This is a genomic window from Kitasatospora sp. NPDC056273 (assembly GCF_042268845.1).
Lineage (GTDB): Bacteria > Actinomycetota > Actinomycetes > Streptomycetales > Streptomycetaceae > Kitasatospora.
This window is the reverse complement of the sequence record NZ_JBHJSJ010000059.1, coordinates 26,002-47,689: the sequence shown is the minus strand read 5'-3', so window position 1 is coordinate 47,689 and position 21,688 is coordinate 26,002. Positions and strand designations below refer to the sequence as shown.

The following is a 21,688-nucleotide window of genomic DNA, read 5'->3' as shown; positions in this document are numbered from 1 at the left end:
CGGTGGGCAGGGGGCGTGATAGACCAGACGACACTATGAACATTTCTGTCTTCTGCTCCGCGTACTCGCTCGACGACCGCTACTCCGCCCCCGCCGCCGAGTTCGCCCGGCTCCTGGGGGAGGGCGGGCACACCCTGGTGTGGGGCGGCTCGAACGCCGGGCTGATGGGGCTGCTCGCCGACGAGGTCAAGGCGGCCGGCGGCCGACTGGTCGGCGTGATGGTCGAGATGCTGCGGCACAAGGCGTACGTCGGCGCCGACGAGCTGGTGTGGACCGCCGACCTCCCCGAGCGGAAGGCGGAGCTGGCGGCCCGGGCCGACGCGATCGTCGTCCTGGTGGGCGGGCTGGGCACCCTGGACGAGGTGACCGAGGTGCTGGAGCTCAAGAAGCACGGGATGTTCGACAAGCCGGTGGTCGTGCTGGACACCGAGGGCTTCTACTCCGGCCTGCGCACCCAGATGGAGCGGATGGACGCCGAGGGCTTCCTGCCGCGCCCGCTCGCCGAGCTGATCACCTTCGCGGACACCCCCGCCGAGGTCTTCGCCCAGCTCAAGGCCTGAGAGGATCGGGTCCATGGCTGCACATCTGATCACCGGCGCCGGCTCCGGCATCGGCGCCGTCCTCGCCGAGCGACTCGCCGAGCGCGGGGACGAGCTCTGGCTGCTCGCCCGCGACGCCCGCCGGGCCGCCGAGCTGCGCGAGCGCTTCCCCGGGGCCCGCACCCTCGTCGGGGACCTCGGCGACCCGGGCAAGCTCTCCTGGGCCTTCGGCCACCAGCAGCTGCCCGTCGAGCTCGACTCCCTCCTGCACGTCGCGGGCGTCGTCGAGCTCGGCCCGGTCGGCGACCTGACCCCCAAGGCCTGGCAGGAGACGCTCAACGTCAACCTCGTCGCCCCCGCCGAGCTGACCCGCCTCCTGCTGCCGTCGATCCGGCTGGTCAAGGGCCACGTGCTCTTCGTGAACTCCGGCGCCGGCCTGAACGCCCACGCCGAGTGGTCGGCGTACGCGGCCAGCAAGCACGGCCTCAAGGCGCTCGCCGACGCGCTGCGCCACGAGGAGCACGCCAACGGCGTCCGGGTCACCTCCGTCTACCCCGGCCGCACCGCCACCGCGATGCAGGTCAAGGTGCACCAGCAGGAGGGCAAGGAGTACGACGCCGACCGCTGGATCGAGCCGGAGTCCGTCGCCAAGGCGGTCCTCGCCGCCCTCGACGCCTCCCGCGACGCGGAGATCACCGACATCACCGTCCGCCCGGGGCGCTGACGCGCCGCGCGGGACACCGGCGACGGCCGATGCCCCGCGCGCCCACCGGAGTTCGACACCACGTCCGCGTGCCCGACGGCCCCGGCACCGAGCCCTCCGCTCGGCGCCGGGGCCGTTCGCGCGGGGTGCGGCGGCCTGCGGATTTGTCGTTGGCGCGCCCCCACCGGTTGTGGAATGATCCGCTCCGCCCTCCAGTCGATCAAGGACGGACCAACGGAGGGTAAAGGCGTCATTCGCGCTTCAAAGTGCCCAGGGGGGTTCCCATTTCCAGATTCCGTACGGCCCTCGCCGCCGGTGTGACGCTGCTCGGGGCGGTCGGTCTGCCGGCCGTCTCCGCGGGCGGCGCGGCCGCGGCCGACAGCACGCTCTACGTCGACAACGCCGCGGGCGCGCACTGCACCGACGGCGGCACGGGCGCCCAGTCGGCGCCGTTCTGCACCATCGGCGCGGCCGCGGCCGTCGTCCGGCCGGGGCAGACGGTGGACATCGCCGACGGGGCGTACCCCGAGGACCTGACCGTCACGAAGTCGGGCACGGCCGAGGCGCCGATCACCTTCCGGGCGACGAAGAACGAGAACAGCCCGGGCGGCGGTGCCCGCATCGGCGGGTGGAACCAGCAGACCAACGGTTTCCTCGTCACGGGCGCCCAGCACGTCCGCTTCGAGAACCTGACGTTCGACGCGGGCTACCTGAAGCCGTCGATCGTGGTGAGCGGCGCCCGGGACGTGGTGTTCGACAACACCTCCGTCCTCGGCGGCACCGGTGTCCGGATCACCGGCGCGTCCGACAAGGTGGTGTTCGGACGCGGCAGCATCGGCTCGGCGGGGCCGGGGATCACCGTCGACCGCGGCTCCACCGGAACCGTTCTGACCACCAACGTGGTGCAGCCCAACTCCGGCTACAACTCGACCGGCATCGTGGTGCAGGACTCGCCGGACACCGTCGTGGTGAGCAACTCGCTGAACACGAACTGCTTCGGCGGGATCGTGCTGGACGGCACCTCGACCGGTGCGGTGGTCGAGAACAACGTGGTGAACACGGCGGCCAACCTCGAGAAGTCCTGCGGGGCCAAGGCCACCGGCGCCACCGGGATCACCGTCGCGGTGAACTCCGTCCCGGGCCTCAAGGCCGACTACAACGTGGTCGACTCGCGCAGCGACGCCGCGGCCTACCACTGGGGCGGTACCCCGTACGCCGTCCAGCAGGCGTTCACCGCCGCCACCGGCCAGGGCGCGCACGACTTCTTCGCCCCGTCGTGGGTCCAGAAGGGGCCGAACGCGCCGCTGGACGTCACCGTCGACTCGGCGGACGAGAACGCCCCGGGCATGCTGCCGACCGACCGCGGCGGCTGGGCCCCGGTGGACGACGTGACGGTCGCCAACACCGGTACGGGCAGCGGCTTCCGCGACCGCGGTGCCTACGAGATGCTCGACATCGGCAGCGCGTTCACCCCGGCCGGTCCGACCCGGCTGCTGGACACCCGTCAGCCGATCGGCGTCCCGTCGGCCCAGGCGGTTCCGGCCTGGGGGACCGTCGACCTCCCGGTGACCGGTGTCGCGGGCGTTCCGGCGGAGGGCGTGACGGCCGTGACGCTGAACGTGACGGTGACCGAGCCGGGCGCCGACGGCCACCTGACCGTCTACCCGCACGGTGACGCCGCGCCGAACTCGTCGAACCTGAACTGGGTCGCCGGCCGGACGATCCCGAACCTGGTGACCGTTCCGGTGACGGACGGGAAGGTGTCGTTCTACAACGCCTCCGGCGGCACGGTGCACCTGATCGCGGACCTCGCCGGCTACTACGGCACCAAGGGTTCGCTGTTCCACGCCCAGGGCCCGACGCGGCTGCTGGACACCCGGGCGCCGATCGGCGTCCCGTCGGCGCAGGCGGTCCCGGCCTGGGGCACCGTGGACCTGCCGGTCACCGCCGTCGCGGGCGTCCCGGCGACCGGTGTCACCGCCGTCACGATGAACGTGACGGTCACCGACCCGGAGCAGGACGGGCACCTGACCGTCTACCCGCACGGGGACAAGGCACCGGACGCCTCCAACCTCAACTGGACGGCCGGGCGCACGATCCCGAACCTGGTGACGGTGCCGGTGAAGGACGGCAAGGTCTCGTTCTACAACGCCTCCGGCGGCACCGTGCACCTGATCGCCGACCTCGCCGGCTACTACAGCGCCGAGGGCAAGGTCAGCTACCGCCCGGCCGGCCCGTACCGGCTCCTCGACACCCGCCAGGACGCCAACTGGGACTCGGAGGCCCGCCCCGCGGGCACCGTCCCGGCCTGGGGCACGGTGGAGATCCCGGTCGGCGAGATCCCGAACGTCACCGCGCTGACCCTGAACGTGACGGTCACCGAGCCGGGCACCGACGGGCACCTGACCGTCTACCCGCACGGTGACGCGGCGCCGAACGCCTCGAACCTGAACTTCCTGCCGGGCGAGACCATCCCCAACCAGGTGGTCGTCCCGGTCAAGGACGGCAGGGTCTCGTTCTACAACGCGAGCGGTGCTCCGCTGCACCTGATCGTCGACCTGTTCGGCTACCAGGCGTACTGACCCGTACGCGCACCGCGCCCGCCCCGACGGCCCCGGAGCCGAGCCCCCGCGCTCGACTCCGGGGCCGTTCGCGTGCGGTGCGGTGGCCTGCGGATTTGTCGTTGGCGCGGCCCCTTCCGCTGTGGAATGATCCGCTCCGCCCTCCAGCCGATCAGTTCAGGACACAGGGGGGCCGGAAAGCGTCATCAGCGCTGCACAATGCCCAGGGGGGTTCCCATTTCCAGACTCCGTACGGCCCTCGCCGCCGGCGTGACGCTGCTCGGGGCGGTCGGTCTGCCGGCCGTCTCCGCGAGCGGCGCGGCCGCGGCGGGCGGCATGCTCTACGTCGACAACGCCGCGGGTGCGAACTGCACCGACAGCGGCAGCGGCGCCCAGTCGGCGCCGTTCTGCCACGTCGCGGCCGCCGCGGCGGTCGTCCAGCCGGGGCAGACCGTCGAGATCGCGGCCGGGTCCTACGTCGACACCGCGGTGACCGTGACCCGCTCCGGCACCGCCGACGCCCCGATCACCTTCCGCAGCCAGGCCCAGCAGTACTCGTCGGGCGGCGTCGCCTCGCTCAGCGGCGGGGCGCCGAACCACCCGGACAGCGCCATCGTGGTCAAGGGCGCCGACCACCTGCGCTTCGAGAACCTGACGGTGCTGAGCAACCAGCGTCCGGCCGTCGTGGTCGACGGCGGGCACGACGTCTCCTTCACGAACATCGCGGCCTCGGGCGGCGGCGTCCGGATCACCGACGCCTCCGACAAGGTCACCTGGGCCCGCGGCGACTTCAGCTACGCGCCCGGCCCGCTGCTCCAGGTCGACGGCGGCTCCACCGGGACCGTCCTGACCACCAACGTGGTCCAGGCCAACTACGTGTCCGACATGACCGGGATCCTGGTCAAGGACGCGCCGAACACCGTCGTGGTGGCCAACACCGTCACCTCGTCCTGCTTCGCCGGGATCGTGCTGGACGGCGGCTCGACCGGCGCGGTGGTCGAGAACAACGTGGTGAACACCGCGAAGAACCAGAACGCGGCCTGTGCCACCCCGGCCGCCGCCACCGGGATCACCGTCGGGGCGAACGCCACCGCGGGCACCAAGGTCGACTACAACCTGATCGACCCGCGCAGCGGCGGCGCGCCCTACAGCTGGGCCGGCGCCGCCTTCGGCACCCAGGACCAGCTCACCGCGAACACCGGCCAGGGCGTGCACGACTTCGTCGCCCTGACCTACGTGCCGAAGGGCCCGGACGCCCCGGTCGACCACCGGATCGACTCGGCGGACGAGACCGCCCCGGGCATGCTGCCGACCGACCGCGGCGGCCAGGCCCCGGTGGACGACCCGACGGTCGCCAACACCGGTACGGGCAGCGGCTTCCGCGACCGCGGTGCCTACGAGATGCTCGACATCGGCAGCGCGTTCACCCCGGCCGGTCCGACCCGGCTGCTGGACACCCGTCAGCCGATCGGCGTGCCGACGGCGCAGCCCGTACCGGCCTGGGGCACCGTCGACCTCCAGGTGGCCGGCGTGGCCGGGGTCCCGGCGACCGGTGTCACCGCCGTGACGATGAACGTGACGGTCACCGACCCGCAGGAGGCCGGGCACCTCACCGTGTACCCGCACGGGGACGCGGCGCCCAACTCGTCGAACCTGAACTGGCCCGCCGGGCGGACGATTCCGAACCTGGTCACGGTTCCGGTGACGGACGGCAAGGTGTCGTTCTACAACGCCTCCGGCGGCACGGTGCAGCTGATCGCCGACCTCGCGGGCTACTACAGCCCCAAGGGTTCGCTGTTCCACGCCCAGGGCCCGACCCGGCTGCTGGACACCCGGGCGCCCATCGGCGTCCCGGCGGCGCAGGCGGTTCCGGCCGGGGGCACCGTCGACCTCCCGGTGGCCGGTGTCGCGGGCGTGCCGGCGACCGGCGTCACCGCCGTCACGATGAACGTGACGGTGACCGAGCCGCAGACCGACGGCCACCTCACCGTCTTCCCGCACGGTGACAAGGCACCGAACGCGTCGAACCTCAACTGGACGGCCGGGCGGACGATTCCGAACCTGGTGACGGTGCCGGTGAAGGACGGCAAGGTGTCCTTCCAGAACGTCTCCGGCGGTACCGTGCACCTGATCGCCGACCTGGCCGGCTACTACGCCACCGAGGGCAAGGTCAGCTACCGCCCGGCCGGCCCGATCCGGGTCCTCGACACCCGCCAGGACACCTACTGGGAGTCGGGCGTCCGCCCGGCGGCCACCGTCCCGGCCTGGGGCACGGTGGACGTTCCGGTCGGCGAGATCCCGAACGCCGCGGCGGTGACCCTGAACGTGACGGTCACCGAGCCGGGCACCGACGGGCACCTGACCGTCTTCCCGCACGGTGACGCGGCGCCGAACGCCTCGAACCTGAACTTCCTGCCGGGCGAGACGATCCCCAACCAGGTGGTCGTCCCGGTCAAGGACGGCAAGGTCTCGTTCTACAACGCGAGCGGTGCTCCGCTGCACCTGATCGTCGACCTGTTCGGCTACCAGGCGTACTGACCCGTACGCGCACCCGCGCCCGCCCCGACGGCCCCGGCGCCGAGCACCCCGCTCGGCGCCGGGGCCGTTCGCGTGTTTCCGCGAGCTGTGAAATCCGTCTTGGCACGGGCCCCGGGCCGTGGCAGGATCCGCTCCGCCTTCCAGCCGACCGGCTCCGGACGGCGGGGGGTCGAAAGCGTCATCCACGCTTCAAGTTGCCCACGGGGGGCTCCTGTGTCCAGATTCCGTACAGCGCTGGTCGTCGGCGTGACGCTGCTCGGGGCGGTCGGTCTGCCGGCCGTCTCCGCGGGCAGTGCGGTCGCGGCGGGCGGCACGCTCCACGTCGACAACGCCGCGGGTGCGAACTGCACCGACAGCGGCAGCGGCGCCCAGTCGGCGCCGTACTGCACCATCGGCGCGGCGGCGGCCGCCGTCCAGCCGGGCCAGACCGTCGACATCGCGGACGGTACGTACATCGAGGACGTGACCGTCACCCGGTCGGGTAAGGCCGAGGCGCCGATCACCTTCCGCGCCAGCAGGACGCCCGACGAGAACAACGGCGGCGGCCTCACCAAGATCGGCACGGGGGACAGGCCCGTCAACGGGTTCGTCGTCCGGGGCGCCGAGCACGTCCGGTTCGAGAACCTGACCGTCGCGGCGGTCCCCCAGAAGGCGGCCGTGCTGGTGGACGGCGCCCGTGACGTCTCCTTCGACAACGCCTACCTCACCGGTGGAACCGGCATCCACGTCACCAACGGCTCCGAGCGGGTGCTCCTCGGACACGGCGACGTCGGAAGGGTGCAGGGCCCGGCGGTCACCGTGGACGGCGGCTCCACCGGGACGGTCGTCACCACCAACGCGCTCATGCCCTACGCCGGGCCCGACATGACCGGGGTCCTGGTCAAGGACGCGCCGAACACCGTCGTGGTGGCCAACAACGTCAACTCGTCCTGCTTCGCCGGGATCGTGCTGGACGGCGGCTCGACCGGCGCGGTGGTCGAGAACAACCTGGTGAACACCGCCCTGTACGGCATGAACCCGTGCCGCGACCAGACCGCCCGCGCGACCGGGATCACCGTCGGGCCGAACGCCGTCGCGGGCACCAAGGTCGACTACAACGTGGTCGACCCGCGCAGCGGCGGCGCGGCCTACAGCTGGGCCGGGACGGCGTACGGCGACCAGCCGTCCTTCACCGCGGCCACCGGCCAGGGCGTACACGACTTCGTCGCGCCGTCGTCGATCCAGAAGGGTCCGGACGCGCCGCCGGACCACGTGACCGACTCGGCGGACGAGACCGCCCCGGGCATGCTGCCGACCGCCATCGGCGGCGTCGCCGCGGTGGACGACCCCAAGGTCCCCAACACCGGTACGGGCAGCGGCTTCCGCGACCGCGGCGCCTACGAGAACGCGGACGTCGGCAGCGCCTTCACCCCGGCGGGCCCGACCCGGCTGCTCGACACCCGCCAGCCGATCGGCGTGCCGGCGGCGCAGCCCGTCCCCGCCGGGGGGACCGTGGACCTGCCCGTCACCGGGGTGGCCGGGGTTCCGGCGTCCGGGGTGACGGCGGTGACGATGAACGTGACGGTGACCGAGCCGCAGGCCGACGGGCACCTCACCGTCTATCCGCACGGGGACGCGGCGCCGAGCTCGTCGAACCTCAACTGGACGGCCGGGAGGACGATTCCGAACCTGGTGACGGTGCCGGTCAAGGACGGCAAGGTGTCCTTCCAGAACGCCTCGGGCGGCACCGTGCACCTGATCGCCGACCTGGCGGGCTACTACAGCCCGAAGGGTTCGCTGTTCCACGCCCAGGGCCCGACCCGGCTGCTGGACACCCGCGCACCGATCGGCGTCCCGGCGGCGCAGGCCGTTCCGGCCTGGGGCACCGTCGACCTCCCGGTGGCGGGCGTGGCCGGGGTCCCGGCGTCCGGGGTGACGGCGGTGACGATGAACGTGACGGTGACCGAGCCGCAGGCCGACGGCCACCTCACCGTCTATCCGCACGGGGACGCGACGCCGACCGCCTCCAACCTCAACTGGCCTGCCGGGAGGACGATTCCGAACCTGGTCACGGTGCCGGTGAAGGACGGCAAGGTGTCCTTCCAGAACGCCTCGGGCGGCACCGTGCACCTGATCGCCGACCTCGCCGGCTACTACACCGCCGAGGGCAGGGTCAGCTACCACCCCGACGGCCCCCAGCGCTGGATGGACACCCGCGACCCGGGCTTCCGGACACCGGCCGTCCCGGCCTGGGGCACCCTCGACCTGCCGATCCCGTACGGTCCGGCCGTCGCGGCGGTGACCCTGAACGTGACCGTCACCGAGCCGGGCACCGACGGGCACCTGACCGTCTACCCGCACGGTGACGCGGCGCCGAACGCCTCGAACCTGAACTTCCTGCCCGGCGAGACGATCCCCAACCAGGTGGTCGTCCCGGTCAAGGACGGCAGGGTGTCGTTCTACAACGCGAGCGGTGCTCCGCTGCACCTCGTGGTCGACGAGTTCGGCTACCAGGCGTACTGACCCCGTCCCGTAGGAAAACGGCCCCCGGAACCGAGCCCCGCGCTCGGTTCCGGGGGCCGTTCGCGTACGGCGGCGGCCCGTGCGACGTACTGACACGACCGTTCGACTGTGGAATGATCCGCTCCGCCCTCAAGTCGATCAAGGACGGATCAAGCGAGGGCAAAAGCGTCACCAAAGCTCAACAGCGCCCAGGGGGGCTCCTCTTGTCCAGAATCCGCACGGCTCTCGTCGTCGGTGCGACGCTGCTCGGGACGGTCGGCCTGCCGGCCGTCTCCGCGAGCGGCGCGGCCGCGGCGGGCACCACCCTCCACGTCCACCGCACGACCGGCTGCACCAACAGCGGCACCGGCACCGAGTCGGCGCCGTACTGCACCATCGGTCCGGCGCTGGCCGCCGTCCAGCCCGGCCAGACGGTCGAGATCGGCGAGGGCACGTACCCCGAGGACCTGACCTTCACCCGGTCGGGCACCGCCGGGGCGCCGATCACCGTCCGCGGCGTCACCGGCCCAGGGGGCTCGGGCCCGATGATCGGCGACCAGAAGACTCCCGTCAACGGGTTCGCCGTCCGGGGCGCCGACCACCTGCGCTTCGAGAACCTCTACCTCACCGCGGCCCCGAAGAGCACCCTCCTGGTGGACGGGGCCCGCGACGTCTCCTTCGACCAGGTGACCATCGCCGAGGGCGCCACCCTGCACGTCACCAACGGCTCCGCCGACGTGCGCTTCGCACGCGGCAGGATCGGCTCCTACCAGGACCCGGCGGTCACCGTGGACGGCGGCTCCACCGGCACGGTCGTGACCACCAACCAGGTGTACAAGCCCGGGTCCGGACCCGGGACCGTGCCCGGCATCGTGGTGAAGGACGCCCCGAACACCGTGGTGGTGGCCAACACCGTCAACGCGCCCTGCTCCCGGGGCATCGTGCTGGACGGCGGCTCGGCAGGCGCGGTGGTCGAGAACAACGTGGTGAACAGCGCGAACGGCCCGCGGGCCTGCGGCGCCAGGTCCGCCGAGGCCATCGGCATCACCGTCGGGCCGGACGCCACCGCAGGCAGCAAGGTCGACTACAACGTGGTCGACCCGCGCAGCGGCGGCCCGGCCTACAGCTGGGCCGGCGGCCCGTACACCTCGCAGGAGGCCTTCACCGCGGCCACCGGCCAGGGGGAGCACGACATCGTGGCGCCCAGCCTGGTGGACCGGGGCCCGGACGCGCCGGCGGACCCCAAGGTCGACTCGGCGGACGAGAACGCCCCGGGCATGCTCCCGACCGACTCCGAGGGCAGGGCGCCCGTCGACGACCCGACGGTGCCCAACACCGGTACGGGCAGCGGCACCCGCGACCGCGGCGCGACCGAACGCTCCTTCGTCGGCAGCGCGTTCACCCCGGCCGGCCCGACCCGGCTGCTGGACACCCGGGCGCCGATCGGCGTGCCGTCGGCGGCGGCCGTGCCCGCCTGGGGCACCGTCGACCTCCCGGTCGCGGGCCTCGCGGGCGTCCCGGCCGAGGGCGTCACCGCCGTGACGATGAACGTCACGGTCACCGAGCCGGGCGTCGACGGCCACCTGCGGGTCTACCCGCACGGCAGCCGCCCGTGGGACACCTCCGCCCTGAACTGGACGGCCGGGCGCACCGTCGCCAACCTGGTGACGGTGCCGGTGAAGGACGGCACGGTGTCGTTCTACAACTCCTCCGGCGGCACCGTGCACCTGATCGCCGACCTCGCCGGCTACTACAGCCCCAAGGGCTCGCTGTTCCACCCGCAGGGCCCGACCCGGCTGCTGGACACCCGGGCGCCGATCGGCGTGCCGTCGGCGGCGGCCGTGCCCGCCTGGGGCACCGTCGACCTCCCGGTCGCGGGCCTCGCGGGCGTCCCGGCCGAAGGCGTCACCGCCGTGACGATGAACGTCACGGTCACCGAGCCGCAGGCCGACGGCCACCTCACCGTCCACCCGCACGGCGACCAGCGCCCGAACGCCTCCAACCTCAACTGGACGGCCGGCCGGACCACCCCGAACCTGGTGACCGTCCCGGTGAAGGACGGCAGGGTGTCCTTCTACAACGCCTCCGGCGGCACCGTGCACCTGATCGCCGACCTGGCCGGCTACCACACCGCCGAGGGCAGGATCAGCTACCACCCCGATGGCCCCGAGCGGCTCCTGGACACCCGCGTCCAGCCGGGCGGCAGCGCACCCGTCCCGGCCTGGGGCACCCTCACCCTCGACCTCGTGAACTACCCCTACCTCGCCGGAATGACCCTGAACGTCACGGCCGTCGAGCCCGGCGCCGAGGGCCACCTCACCGTCTACCCCCAGGGCGACACGGTGCCCAACGCCTCCAACCTCAACTTCCTGCCCGGGGAGACCGTCGCCAACCAGGTGGTCGTCCCGGTCAGCAAGGGCAAGGTCTCCTTCCACAACGCCAGCGGCGCCCCGCTGCACCTCGTGGTCGACAGGTTCGGCTACCAGGCGTACTGACCCCGCTCCGTACGAACGGCCCCCGGAACCAGGCCCCGTGCCCGGTCCCGGGGGCCGTCGCCGTCCGGTCCGGAGGTTCGCGGAAACCTCCTTGGCGCCGGTTCCCGCGCCGTGGAATGATCCGGACGCTCTCCGGACGATCTATTCCCGACGCCGGGGGGTCGAAATGCGTCACAAGTGTTTCAAAGTGCCCTGGGGGGTTCCCATTTCCAGATTCCGTACAGCTCTCGCCGCCGGCGTGACGCTGCTCGGGGCGGTCGGCCTGCCGGCCGTCTCCGCGAGCGGCGCGGCCGCGGCCGGCAGCACGCTCTACGTCAACAACGCCGCGGGCGCGAACTGCACCGACGGCGGCAGCGGCACCCAGTCGGCCCCGTACTGCACCATCGGCGCGGCGGCGGCCGCCGTCCAGCCGGGCCAGACGGTGGCTATCGCGGACGGCATCTACAACGAGGACCTGACCGTCACCCGGTCGGGCACCGCAGAGGCGCCGATCACCTTCCGAGAGATGAAGAACGACCTCAGCCCAGGCGTCGGCGTCCAGATCGGCACGTGGGCCAAGCCGATCAACGGCTTCTTCGTCACAGGTGCCCAGCACGTCCGCTTTGAGAACCTGCTGATGATGCCAGGCCAACAGAAGCCGTCGATCGTGGTGGACGGCGCCCGGGACGTGGTGTTCGACAACGTGACCATCTCCGGCGGCACCGGCGTTCGGATCACCGGTGGGTCCGACAAGGTGGTGGTCGGGCGCGCCCACGTCATGACGGCAGGCCCAGCGATTCTGGTGGACGGAGGTTCCACCGGAACGGTGCTGACTACCAACGTGCTGTCGCCCAACGTCCCGGACAACAGGAGCGGCATCCTGGTCAAGGACGCGCCGAACACTGTCGTGGTGAGCAACACGGTGGCCACGAGCTGCTTCGCCGGGATCGTGCTGGACGGCACCTCGACGGGTGCGGTGGTCGAGAACAACGTGGTGGATACCTCCGCAGATGGCGAAAAGTCCTGCGGGGCCAGTGCCACCAACGCCACGGGGATCTCCGTCGCGCAGGCGGCGACCGCCGGGACGAAGGTCGACTACAACGTGGTCGACTCTCGCAGCGATGGTGCGGCCTACAGCTGGGCCGGTACTGCCTATGTCACCCAGCAGGCGTTCACTGCCGCTACGAGCCAGGGTGTGCACGACTTCGTGGCCCAGTCGTTCGGGATCCAGAAGGGCCCGGACGCGCCGCTGGACCACACGGTCGACTCGGCGGACGAGAACGCTCCCGGCATGCTGCCGACCGACAGTGCGGGCTACTCCGCGGTGGACGACGTGACGGTGGCCAACACCGGTACCGGCAGCGGGATCCGGGACCGTGGCGCCTACGAGAACCTGGACGTGGGTAGTGCCTTCACCCCGGCTGGTCCGACCCGGCTGCTGGACACCCGCCAGCCGATCGGCGTCCCGGCGGCACAGGCCGTGCCGGCTGGTGGAACGGTGGACCTGCAGGTCGCGGGTGTGGCAGGGGTTCCGGCGTCAGGGGTGACGGCGGTGACGATGAACGTGACGGTGACCGACCCGCAGGAGGCCGGGCACCTGACCGTCTACCCGCACGGTGACGCGGCGCCGAACTCGTCGAACCTGAACTGGGCTGCGGGGAGGACGATTCCGAACCTGGTGACGGTGCCGGTGAAGGACGGCAAGGTGTCGTTCCAGAATGTCTCCGGTGGCACGGTGCACCTGATCGCGGACCTCGCGGGCTACTACGGCACCAAGGGTTCGCTGTTCCACGCCGAGGGCCCGAACCGGCTGCTGGACACTCGTGCGCCGATCGGCGTCCCGTCGGCCCAGGCGGTTCCGGCCTGGGGCACCGTGGACCTGCCGGTCACCGCCGTCGCGGGCGTCCCGGCGACCGGTGTCACCGCCGTCACGATGAACGTGACGGTCACCGACCCGGAGCAGGACGGGCACCTGACCGTCTACCCGCACGGGGACAAGGCGCCGGGCGCCTCCAACCTCAACTGGACGGCCGGGCGCACGATCCCGAATCTGGTGACGGTGCCGGTGAAGGACGGCAAGGTCTCGTTCTACAACGCCTCCGGCGGCACCGTGCACCTGATCGCCGACCTCGCGGGCTACTACACCGCTGAGGGCAAGGTCAGCTACCGCGCTGTCGGTCCCCAGCGACTGGTCGACACCCGGGAGAACACCCACTGGGAGGAGAGCGATCGTCCTGCGGGTACCGTCCCGGCGTGGGGCACACTGGACATCCCGCTCTCCTACATGTCGAACGTCACCGCGCTGACCCTGAACGTGACGGTCACCGAGCCGGGCACCGACGGGCACCTCACCGTCTACCCGCACGGTGACGTGGCGCCGAACGCCTCGAACCTGAACTTCCTGCCCGGCGAGACCATCGCCAACCAGGTGGTCGTCCCGGTCAAGGACGGCAGGGTCTCCTTCTACAACGCGAGCGGCGCCCCGGTGCACCTGGTCGTCGACCTGTTCGGCTACCAGTCGTACTGACACCCCCGCCCCACCCCGACGGCCCCGGCGCCGAGCCCCGTGCTCGGCGCCGGGGCCGTCCGGCTGAGTAGGCTCGGGCGGGTGAGCACCCCACATCCCTTCCCCGACCTGCGTGGCGCCGCCACCGGTGTCGGTTCGCTGCCCGGTACCGACGCCCGGGAGGCCGCCAAGACCTCCACCGGGGCACTGGAGCACCTGCCGTTCCTGCCCGAGCTGCCCGCGCGCGGGCCGGGCGCGGACATGATCGGCCGCGGCGCCGGCCTGCTGGTCGAGCTGTTCGCGCAGACCGAGCCGAGTGGCTGGCGGTTCACCGACCGTCCGGGCCGGGACACCCGGCGCGCCCATTCCTGGCTCGGCGAGGACCTGGACGCGCTGGAGGAGTTCACCCAGGGCTACCAGGGGGCGGTCAAGGTCCAGGCCGTCGGCCCCTGGACGCTGGCGGCGAGCATCGAGCTCAAGCACGGGGAGAAGGCGCTCTCCGACCCCGGTGCCTGCCGGGACATCGCCGGCTCGCTGACCGAGGGCCTGCGCCGCCACCTCGCGGACGTCCGCAGGCGGGTGCCCGGCGCGGAGGTGGTCCTCCAGCTCGACGAGCCCTCGCTGCCGGCCGTGCTGTCGGGGTCGGTGAAGACCGCGAGCGGTTTCCAGCGGCTGCGCTCGGTCGACCGGCAGGTCGCCGAGGAGGTGCTGCGCGAGGTGGTCGGGGGCCTGGACGCGCCGGTCGTCGTGCACTCCTGCGCGCCGGACGTCCCGGTCCCGCTGCTGCGCCGGGCCGGGGTCGCCGGGATCTCGCTGGACTTCTCCCTCCTCACCGAGCGCCAGGACGACGATCTCGGCGAGGCGGTGGAGGGCGGCACGATGATCCTCGCTGGTGTCGTCCCCGCCACTGACCAGGCAGTGTCCGACCCTGCCGGTAGTGTCCAGGGTGTCAGGACCTTGTGGCGCAGGCTCGGGTTCGCCCCGGAGCTGCTGGGCCGTCGCGTGCTGGTGACGCCGACCTGCGGGCTGGCCGGGGCCTCCCCGGCGTACGCGCGCAGGGCGCTGTCGTCCGCGGCGCGGGCGGCACAGAGCCTGGTGGACAACCCGGAATGAGAACGTAGGAGGGCTTGCGGTGACGGCTGTCGAGGGCTGGGAGGACGTCCCGGCGGAGGTGCGCAGGCGGCACGCCGAGCTGGCGGCGGAGATCACCGACCACCGGGCCCGGTACTACGAGCAGGACGCGCCGGTCGTCAGCGACGCCGAGTTCGACGTGCTGATGCGGGAGCTGGAGGGGATCGAGGCCGAGCACCCGGCCCTGGTCACCCCGGACTCGCCGACGCAGCGGGTCGGCGGGGCCCCCACCGTGCTGTTCGCCGAGGTCGAGCACCGTGAGCGGCTGCTCAGCCTGGACAACGCGATGGACGACGAGGAGCTGGCGGCCTGGGCGGAGCGGGTCGCCACCGAGCTGCACGGCATCGACTACCACTACCTGTGCGAGCTGAAGGTGGACGGCCTGGCCGTCAACCTCACCTACGAGAACGGGCAGTTGACGCAGGCGGCGACGCGCGGCGACGGCCGGGTCGGCGAGGACATCACCGCGAACGTCCGCACCATCAAGGAGATCCCGCACCGGCTCAAGGGCGAGAACGTCCCGGAGCTGGTGGAGATCCGCGGCGAGGTCTACTTCCCGACGGAGGAGTTCGACGCGCTCAACGCCTCCTTCGCGGAGGAGAACGAGCGGCGCCGGCAGGAGAACGAGGAGCGCGCCAGGGAGGGCAAGCGGCCCCGGGCGATGATCCGGCTGTTCATGAACCCCCGCAACGCCGCCGCCGGTTCGCTGCGCCAGAAGGACCCGCACGTCACCGCCTCCCGCCCGCTGCACATGGTGGTGCACGGCATCGGCGCCCGGGTCGGCTTCGACATCGACAACCAGTCGCACGCCTACCGGCTGCTGCACGACTGGGGCCTGCCCACGGCCCGGCACAACAGGGTGGTGGGGACGCTCGCCGAGGTGCGGGCGTTCATCAAGCACTTCGGCGAGCAGCGGCACTCGGTCGAGCACGAGATCGACGGCGTCGTGGTGAAGGTGGACGAGATCGCCCTGCAGGGCCGGCTCGGCGCCACCTCCAAGTCGCCGCGCTGGGCGATCGCCTGGAAGTACCCGCCGGAGGAGGTCACCGGTCGGCTGGCGGAGATCAAGGTCGGCATCGGCCGCACCGGCCGGGCCACCCCGTACGCGGTGCTGGCCGAGCCGGTGAAGGTGGCCGGCTCGATGGTGCAGTACGCGACGCTGCACAACCAGGAGATCGTCAAGGCCAAGGACGTGCTGCTCGGGGACACCGTGGTGCTGCGCAAGGCGGGCGACGTCATCCCGGAGATCCTCGGCCCGGTGTACGACCTGCGGGAGGGCACCGAGCAGGCCTTCGTGATGCCCTCGCACTGCCCGGAGTGCGGCAGTGAGCTGCGGCCGATGGCCGAGGGGGACATCGATCTGCGCTGCCCGAACGCGGAGCGCTGCCCGGCCCAGATCCGGGAGCGGATCGCCTTCCTCGGCGGGCGGCAGTGCCTGGACGTGGAGGGGCTGGGCTACGTCGCGGCCACCGCGCTGACCCAGCCGCTGGAGCCGGCCGAGGCGCCGGTGCGCAACGAGGCCGACATCTTCCGGCTGACGCGGGAGAAGCTGCTGCCGATCAAGGTGCTGGTCCGGGACCCGAAGACGGGCATGCCGAAGCTGGACGACAAGACGGGCAAGGAGAAGGAGGTCTTCTTCTTCGCCACCACCAAGGGCGAGCCGAAGAAGTCGCTGCAGGCCCTGATCGACAACCTGGAGGCGGCGAAGCAGCGGCCGCTGTGGCGGTTCGTCAACGGCCTGTCGATCCGGCACGTCGGCCCGGTCGCCGCGCAGGCGCTGGCCCGGGAGTTCCGCGACCTGACGAAGATCTTCGAGGCGAGCGAGGAGCAGCTGGCGGCCGTCGAGGGGGTCGGTCCGACGATCGCCCGCTCGATCCAGGAGTGGTACGCGGAGGAGTGGCACAAGGAGGTCCTCCGGAACTGGGAGGCGGACGGCGTCCGCTTCACCGAGGAGTTCGCGGACGAGGAGGAGGCGGAGCGCCCGCTGGAGGGGCTGACCGTGGTGGTGACGGGCACGCTGGCCGGCCACACCCGGGACGGCGCCAAGGAGGCGCTGACCTCGCGCGGAGCGAAGGTGACCGGTTCGGTTTCGAAAAAGACCGATTTTGTGGTCGCTGGTGACAATCCAGGGTCCAAGTACGACAAGGCTGTTCAGCTCGGCCTGCCGGTCCTGGACGACGCCGGGTTCACCGTCCTGCTCGCCGACGGACCGTCCGCCGCCCGTGCCCACCTGGGGCTTCCGGAGCCCGAGGAGGCCGGAGAGGCGGCGGGGGAGCCCGTCGAGGACTGATCCGGAGCCGCCCCGATCGGCTGATGACCGGATCGGTGTTGTTATCGTCCTGATGCAACGTCACCGGGTGCCGCACCGTGAAAGCGGGCATTGTGTCACTGTGCGGCACCCGGGCGCGGTGGCGCGTTTCCGGTTGTCCGAAAGTCTGCCCACCGGGTGGACCCCGGCATACCCTGGAGCGCAACAGAGTGTCAGCAGGGGTGGGGGCGCCGGCTGGACCGGAGTTCCACGGGGTCGCTCCATGCCCGGCAGCTGTCGGTACCGGCACGGTGCCTCACCGTAAGGCGGCCTGACGGGGCGGGCCCGACGGAGGACAGGGCTTATGGATCGTACGACCGGCGGTGCGCCCACACGCCCGCCGCAGGGGGTGGCGGGTGCGGTCCTGCTGCTCGGCGTGCTGCTGGCCGGAGCCGCGCCGCTCATCCCGCTGGCCGTCCTGGTCTACCGGTACGAACCCGAGTTGCTGCCGCTGTTCGCCGTGCCCCTGGCGGTGCTGGTGGCGGCCTGGCGGATCGCCCGGGACCGCGCCCGCGACCAACTGACCGACCCGCTGACGGATCTGCCGAACCGTCAGGCCCTGCTGCTGGCCGCCCAGGAGGCGATTGCGGAGTGTGAGCAGGGGTACAGCGTCGGTCTCATCCTGCTCGACCTCGATCGCTTCCGATCGCTCAACGACACACTCGGTCATACGGCCGGCGACCGGCTGCTGGTTCACATCGCCCGCCGGCTGCACCGGGCCCTGCGCTCCGGCGGCCCGGCCGGCAGCGCCACCCGGGAGTCCATCGACGACGTCTTCGCCGGCCTGCCCCGGCACTACCGCCGCGGCCGCCCGATGGTGGCCCGGATGGGCGGCGACGAGTTCGCCGTCCTGCTGCCCGGCATCAACTGCCCGGACAGCCTGGAGCGGGTCGCCAAGGCGCTGATCGCCGAACTGGCCGCCCCGATCCGGCTGGACGGGCTGCTGCTCGTCCTGGAGGCCAGCGGCGGCGTCTGCGTCTACCCGCAGCACGCCCAGGACGCCGAGTCGCTGCTGCGCCGGGCCGACGTCGCGATGGGCCACGCCCAGCGCGGCTGCTGCGGCGTCGCCCAGTACGACGAGACCCAGGACGCCGACACGCCGTACCGGATCGGGCTGTTGGGGGACCTGCGCCGGGCGCTGGAGACCGGTGAGGTGCAGCTGCACTACCAGCCGAAGGTGGCCTTCGACGGCCGGGTGGTCGGCCTGGAGGCGCTGCTGCGCTGGGAGCGGCCCGGCCAGGGGAAGGTCTCGCCGGACGAGTTCGTCGGGCTCGCCGAGTCCAGCGGCCTGATGCCGCGGCTCACCGACTACGTGCTGGAGGCGGCCGTCGGCCAGCTCGCCTACTGGCGCGAGCAGGGCCTCCAGGTGCAGGTCGCGGTCAACGTCTCGCCGCGCGACGTGCTCAACCCCGGCTTCGCCCAGCGGGTGGCCGGCCACCTCGTCCGCCACCAGGTGCCGGCCCACGCGCTCCAGCTGGAGATCACCGAGCGGCTGCTGCTGGACGACTCCCGGCGGGCCGCCGACACCCTGGCCGAACTGCGCGGCTACGGCGTCGGGATGTCCCTGGACGACTTCGGCACCGGGCACTCCTCGCTGGTGCGGCTGCGCAGCCTGCCGGTCGGCGAGCTGAAGATCGACCGCTCCTTCGTCTCCCGGATGGTCGCCGACGACCACGACGCGGCGGTGGTCCGCTGCTCGGTGGAGCTCGCCCACTCGCTGGGCCTGACCGTGGTCGCCGAGGGCGTCGAGGACGACGAGACCTGGGAGCGGCTGCACTGCATGGGCGTGGACGCAGTCCAGGGCTGGCTGGTGTCGGCCGCGCTGCCGGCCGAGCAGGCCACCGCCTGGCTGCGGGTGCACCGCACCGGCGCCCCGCCGGTGGAGCGGCTCGGCCTGCCGCCCCAGCTGCACGCCGGCTTCCAGCCGGCCCAGGGCGCCAAGCCGATCGGCCCGGCGGCCAGGCCGCCGGCACTGCCGCCGACGACGCTCCCGCCGGTCCGGCCGCCGGTCATCCCGCCCACGCTGCCGCCGGTGGCCCAGGTGGTGCAGGCCGCGCACCGGGAGATCAAGCCGCAGGGCTGGGCCCGCACCCGGCCGCAGTAGCCCGCCGGACGCCGCCGCCGGGCCGCGACGGGAGCCGCCGTCGGGCCGTGACGGGTACCGGCGACGGCCGCGACAGGTGTCGGCGACCCGCGTGACAGGTGTCGGCGACGGCCGCCGCGGATCACTCGTTGGCCGGGGTAGGGGACGGGCCCCATAGGATGGGGTCCAAAGACCACGAGGACGGAGCGCCGAACCCGGCTGCTCCTGCCCGGGCCCGGCTCCGCCCGCAAGGCACCGCCGGGTCTCACCAGAACTCACCCTGAGGATCGCTGCATGCCTGGCATCACGCGCGAGGAGGTCGCCCACCTCGCCCGGCTGTCGCGTCTTGAGCTGAAGCCCGAAGAGCTGGACCACTTCGCCGAGCAGCTCGACGTGATCATCGGCGCGGTCGCCCGCGTTTCCGAGGTCGCCGGACAGGACGTCCCGCCGACCTCCCACCCGCTGCCGCTGACCAACGTCATGCGCGCGGACGAGGTGCGGCCGTCGCTCACCCCGGAGCAGGCGCTGTCCGGCGCCCCCGCCTCCGAGGAGCAGCGTTTCCGTGTGCCGCAGATCCTCGGGGAGGACTGACCGATATGACCGAGCTGATCCGCTACACCGCCGCCGAGACCGCGAGCGCCATCGCCAAGGGCGAGGTGTCCGCCGTCGAGGTCGCGCAGGCCCACCTGGACCGCATCGGAGCCGTCGACAAGAAGGTCAACGCCTTCCTGCACGTCGACACCGAGGGCGCGCTGGCCGCGGCCAAGGCCGTGGACGACAAGCGCGCCAAGGGCGAGGAGCTGGGCCCGCTGGCCGGCGTCCCGCTCGCGCTCAAGGACGTCTTCACCACCAAGGGCATCCCGACCACCTGTGGTTCGAAGATGCTCGAGGGCTGGATCCCGCCGTACGACGCCACGCTGACCAGCCGTCTCAAGGACGCTGACGTGGTCATCCTCGGCAAGACCAACATGGACGAGTTCGCGATGGGCTCCTCCACCGAGAACTCCGCGTACGGCGCGACCGGCAACCCGTGGGACCTCTCCCGCATCCCCGGCGGCTCCGGCGGCGGTTCGGCCGCCGCGCTGGCCGCCTTCGAGGCCCCGCTGGCGATCGGCACCGACACCGGCGGCTCGATCCGCCAGCCCGGCGCCGTCACCGGCACCGTCGGCGTCAAGCCGACCTACGGCTCGGTGTCCCGCTACGGCCTGGTCGCCTTCTCCAGCAGCCTGGACCAAGGCGGCCCGTGCGCCCGCACCGTGCTGGACGCGGCCCTGCTGCACGAGGCCATCGCCGGCCACGACCCGCTGGACTCCACCTCGATCGACGCGCCCGTCCCGGCCGTCGTCGAGGCCGCCAAGATGCGCGACATCCGCGGCATGCGGATCGGCGTCGTCAAGGAGTTCGCCGGCGAGGGCTACCAGGCCGGCGTGATGCAGCGCTTCGACGAGTCGGTGGAGCTGCTGCGCGAGCTGGGCGCCGAGGTCGTCGAGGTCTCCTGCCCGTCGTTCACCCTGGCGCTGCCGGCGTACTACCTGATCGCGCCCAGCGAGTGCTCCTCCAACCTGGCCCGCTTCGACGCGATGCGCTACGGCCTGCGGGTCGGCGACGACGGCAGCCGCTCGGCCGAGGAGGTCACCGCCCTGACCCGCGAGGCCGGCTTCGGCCCCGAGGTCAAGCGCCGCATCATCCTGGGCACCTACGCGCTGTCCTCGGGCTACTACGACGCCTACTACGGCTCGGCCCAGAAGGTCCGCACGCTCATCTCGCGCGACTTCGACGCGGCCTTCGCGGGCGTGGACGTCCTGGTCTCGCCGACCACGCCGACCACCGCCTTCCCGATCGGCGAGCGCGCCGACGACCCGATGGCGATGTACCTGGCCGACCTGTGCACGATTCCGTCGAACCTGGCGGGCAACGCGGCCATGTCGCTGCCGGTCGGCCTGGCCCCGGAGGACAATCTCCCGGTCGGCCTCCAGATCATCGCACCCGCGATGGCGGACGACCGCCTGTACCGCGTGGGCGGCGCCGTCGAGGCCGCACTCAACGACAAGTGGGGGCACACCCTGCTGGAGGAGGCACCGGCACTGTGAGCAAGATCGAGAAGGCCAAGGGCTCCGGCTCGCTGAAGGGCTTCAAGCACTCCAAGCCCGGCCTGTGGCTGTCCATCGGCACCAGCGCGTTCGGCGCGATCTCCGTCGTCAAGGACGTCCGCAAGGCCCGCGAGGAGAGCGACACCCTCAAGCTGGTCAACGCCCTGGTCGGCGCGGCCGCGCTGGTCACCGGCACCGCCCTGCTGGTGCGCGAGCTGCGTCAGCTGGGCTCCGACGACGTGCTGCTGGGCTGAGCTGAGTCAAGCGCCCAGGC

At 72.2% G+C, this 21,688-nt stretch carries 13 protein-coding genes; all 13 read left to right on the top strand.

The genetic code is table 11. The annotated features are described in order from the left end of the window. The first annotated feature begins 35 nt into the window (after positions 1 to 35). Positions 36 to 560: a TIGR00730 family Rossman fold protein gene (locus ACFCY1_RS34725; RefSeq protein ID WP_074001491.1), complete on the top strand. Its 525-nt coding sequence runs from the start codon at positions 36 to 38 to the stop codon at positions 558 to 560. Positions 561 to 573: 13 nt separating this feature from the next. Beyond that, positions 574 to 1,263 carry an SDR family oxidoreductase gene (locus ACFCY1_RS34720; protein WP_049658860.1) on the top strand — a complete coding sequence of 230 codons (690 nt, stop codon included), beginning with the start codon at positions 574 to 576 and terminating at the stop codon, positions 1,261 to 1,263. Positions 1,264 to 1,559: 296 nt separating this feature from the next. Continuing rightward, positions 1,560 to 3,824, top strand: coding sequence for a right-handed parallel beta-helix repeat-containing protein (locus ACFCY1_RS34715; protein WP_375877166.1), 2,265 nt, complete (start codon positions 1,560 to 1,562; stop codon positions 3,822 to 3,824). 249 nt (positions 3,825 to 4,073) lie between these two features. Then, the gene (locus ACFCY1_RS34710) at positions 4,074 to 6,341 is read left to right on the top strand and encodes a right-handed parallel beta-helix repeat-containing protein (protein ID WP_375877165.1); all 2,268 of its coding nucleotides are present in this window, start codon (positions 4,074 to 4,076) and stop codon (positions 6,339 to 6,341) included. A 213-nt stretch (positions 6,342 to 6,554) separates the two neighbouring features. Further along, positions 6,555 to 8,843, top strand: a complete 2,289-nt coding sequence (locus tag ACFCY1_RS34705) for a right-handed parallel beta-helix repeat-containing protein (RefSeq protein WP_375877164.1) — start codon at positions 6,555 to 6,557, stop codon at positions 8,841 to 8,843. A 203-nt stretch (positions 8,844 to 9,046) separates the two neighbouring features. After that, a complete protein-coding gene (locus ACFCY1_RS34700) occupies positions 9,047 to 11,317 on the top strand; it encodes a right-handed parallel beta-helix repeat-containing protein (protein WP_375877163.1) in 2,271 nt (756 codons plus the stop codon). Between the two features lie 238 nt (positions 11,318 to 11,555). Then, the gene (locus tag ACFCY1_RS34695; protein WP_375877162.1) at positions 11,556 to 13,823 is read left to right on the top strand and encodes a right-handed parallel beta-helix repeat-containing protein; all 2,268 of its coding nucleotides are present in this window, start codon (positions 11,556 to 11,558) and stop codon (positions 13,821 to 13,823) included. An 81-nt stretch (positions 13,824 to 13,904) separates the two neighbouring features. Continuing rightward, positions 13,905 to 14,915 (top strand): methionine synthase, encoded by a 1,011-nt coding sequence (locus ACFCY1_RS34690; protein ID WP_234348454.1) that lies wholly within the window; start codon positions 13,905 to 13,907, stop codon positions 14,913 to 14,915. A 19-nt stretch (positions 14,916 to 14,934) separates the two neighbouring features. After that, positions 14,935 to 17,223 carry an NAD-dependent DNA ligase LigA gene (ligA, locus tag ACFCY1_RS34685; RefSeq protein ID WP_375877161.1) on the top strand — a complete coding sequence of 763 codons (2,289 nt, stop codon included), beginning with the start codon at positions 14,935 to 14,937 and terminating at the stop codon, positions 17,221 to 17,223. Positions 17,224 to 17,545: 322 nt separating this feature from the next. Continuing rightward, positions 17,546 to 19,345: a bifunctional diguanylate cyclase/phosphodiesterase gene (locus ACFCY1_RS34680; RefSeq protein ID WP_079271897.1), complete on the top strand. Its 1,800-nt coding sequence runs from the start codon at positions 17,546 to 17,548 to the stop codon at positions 19,343 to 19,345. 273 nt (positions 19,346 to 19,618) lie between these two features. Further along, entirely contained in the window at positions 19,619 to 19,915 is a 297-nt protein-coding gene (gatC, locus tag ACFCY1_RS34675) for an Asp-tRNA(Asn)/Glu-tRNA(Gln) amidotransferase subunit GatC (protein ID WP_049657766.1), read from the top strand. Positions 19,916 to 19,920: 5 nt separating this feature from the next. Beyond that, complete coding sequence (gene gatA, locus ACFCY1_RS34670) at positions 19,921 to 21,414, top strand: Asp-tRNA(Asn)/Glu-tRNA(Gln) amidotransferase subunit GatA (protein ID WP_375877160.1); 1,494 nt, start codon at positions 19,921 to 19,923, stop codon at positions 21,412 to 21,414. Continuing rightward, positions 21,411 to 21,668 (top strand): hypothetical protein, encoded by a 258-nt coding sequence (locus tag ACFCY1_RS34665; protein WP_049657770.1) that lies wholly within the window; start codon positions 21,411 to 21,413, stop codon positions 21,666 to 21,668. Before gatA ends, ACFCY1_RS34665 begins: the two co-directional genes overlap by 4 nt. Positions 21,669 to 21,688: the final 20 nt, after the last annotated feature.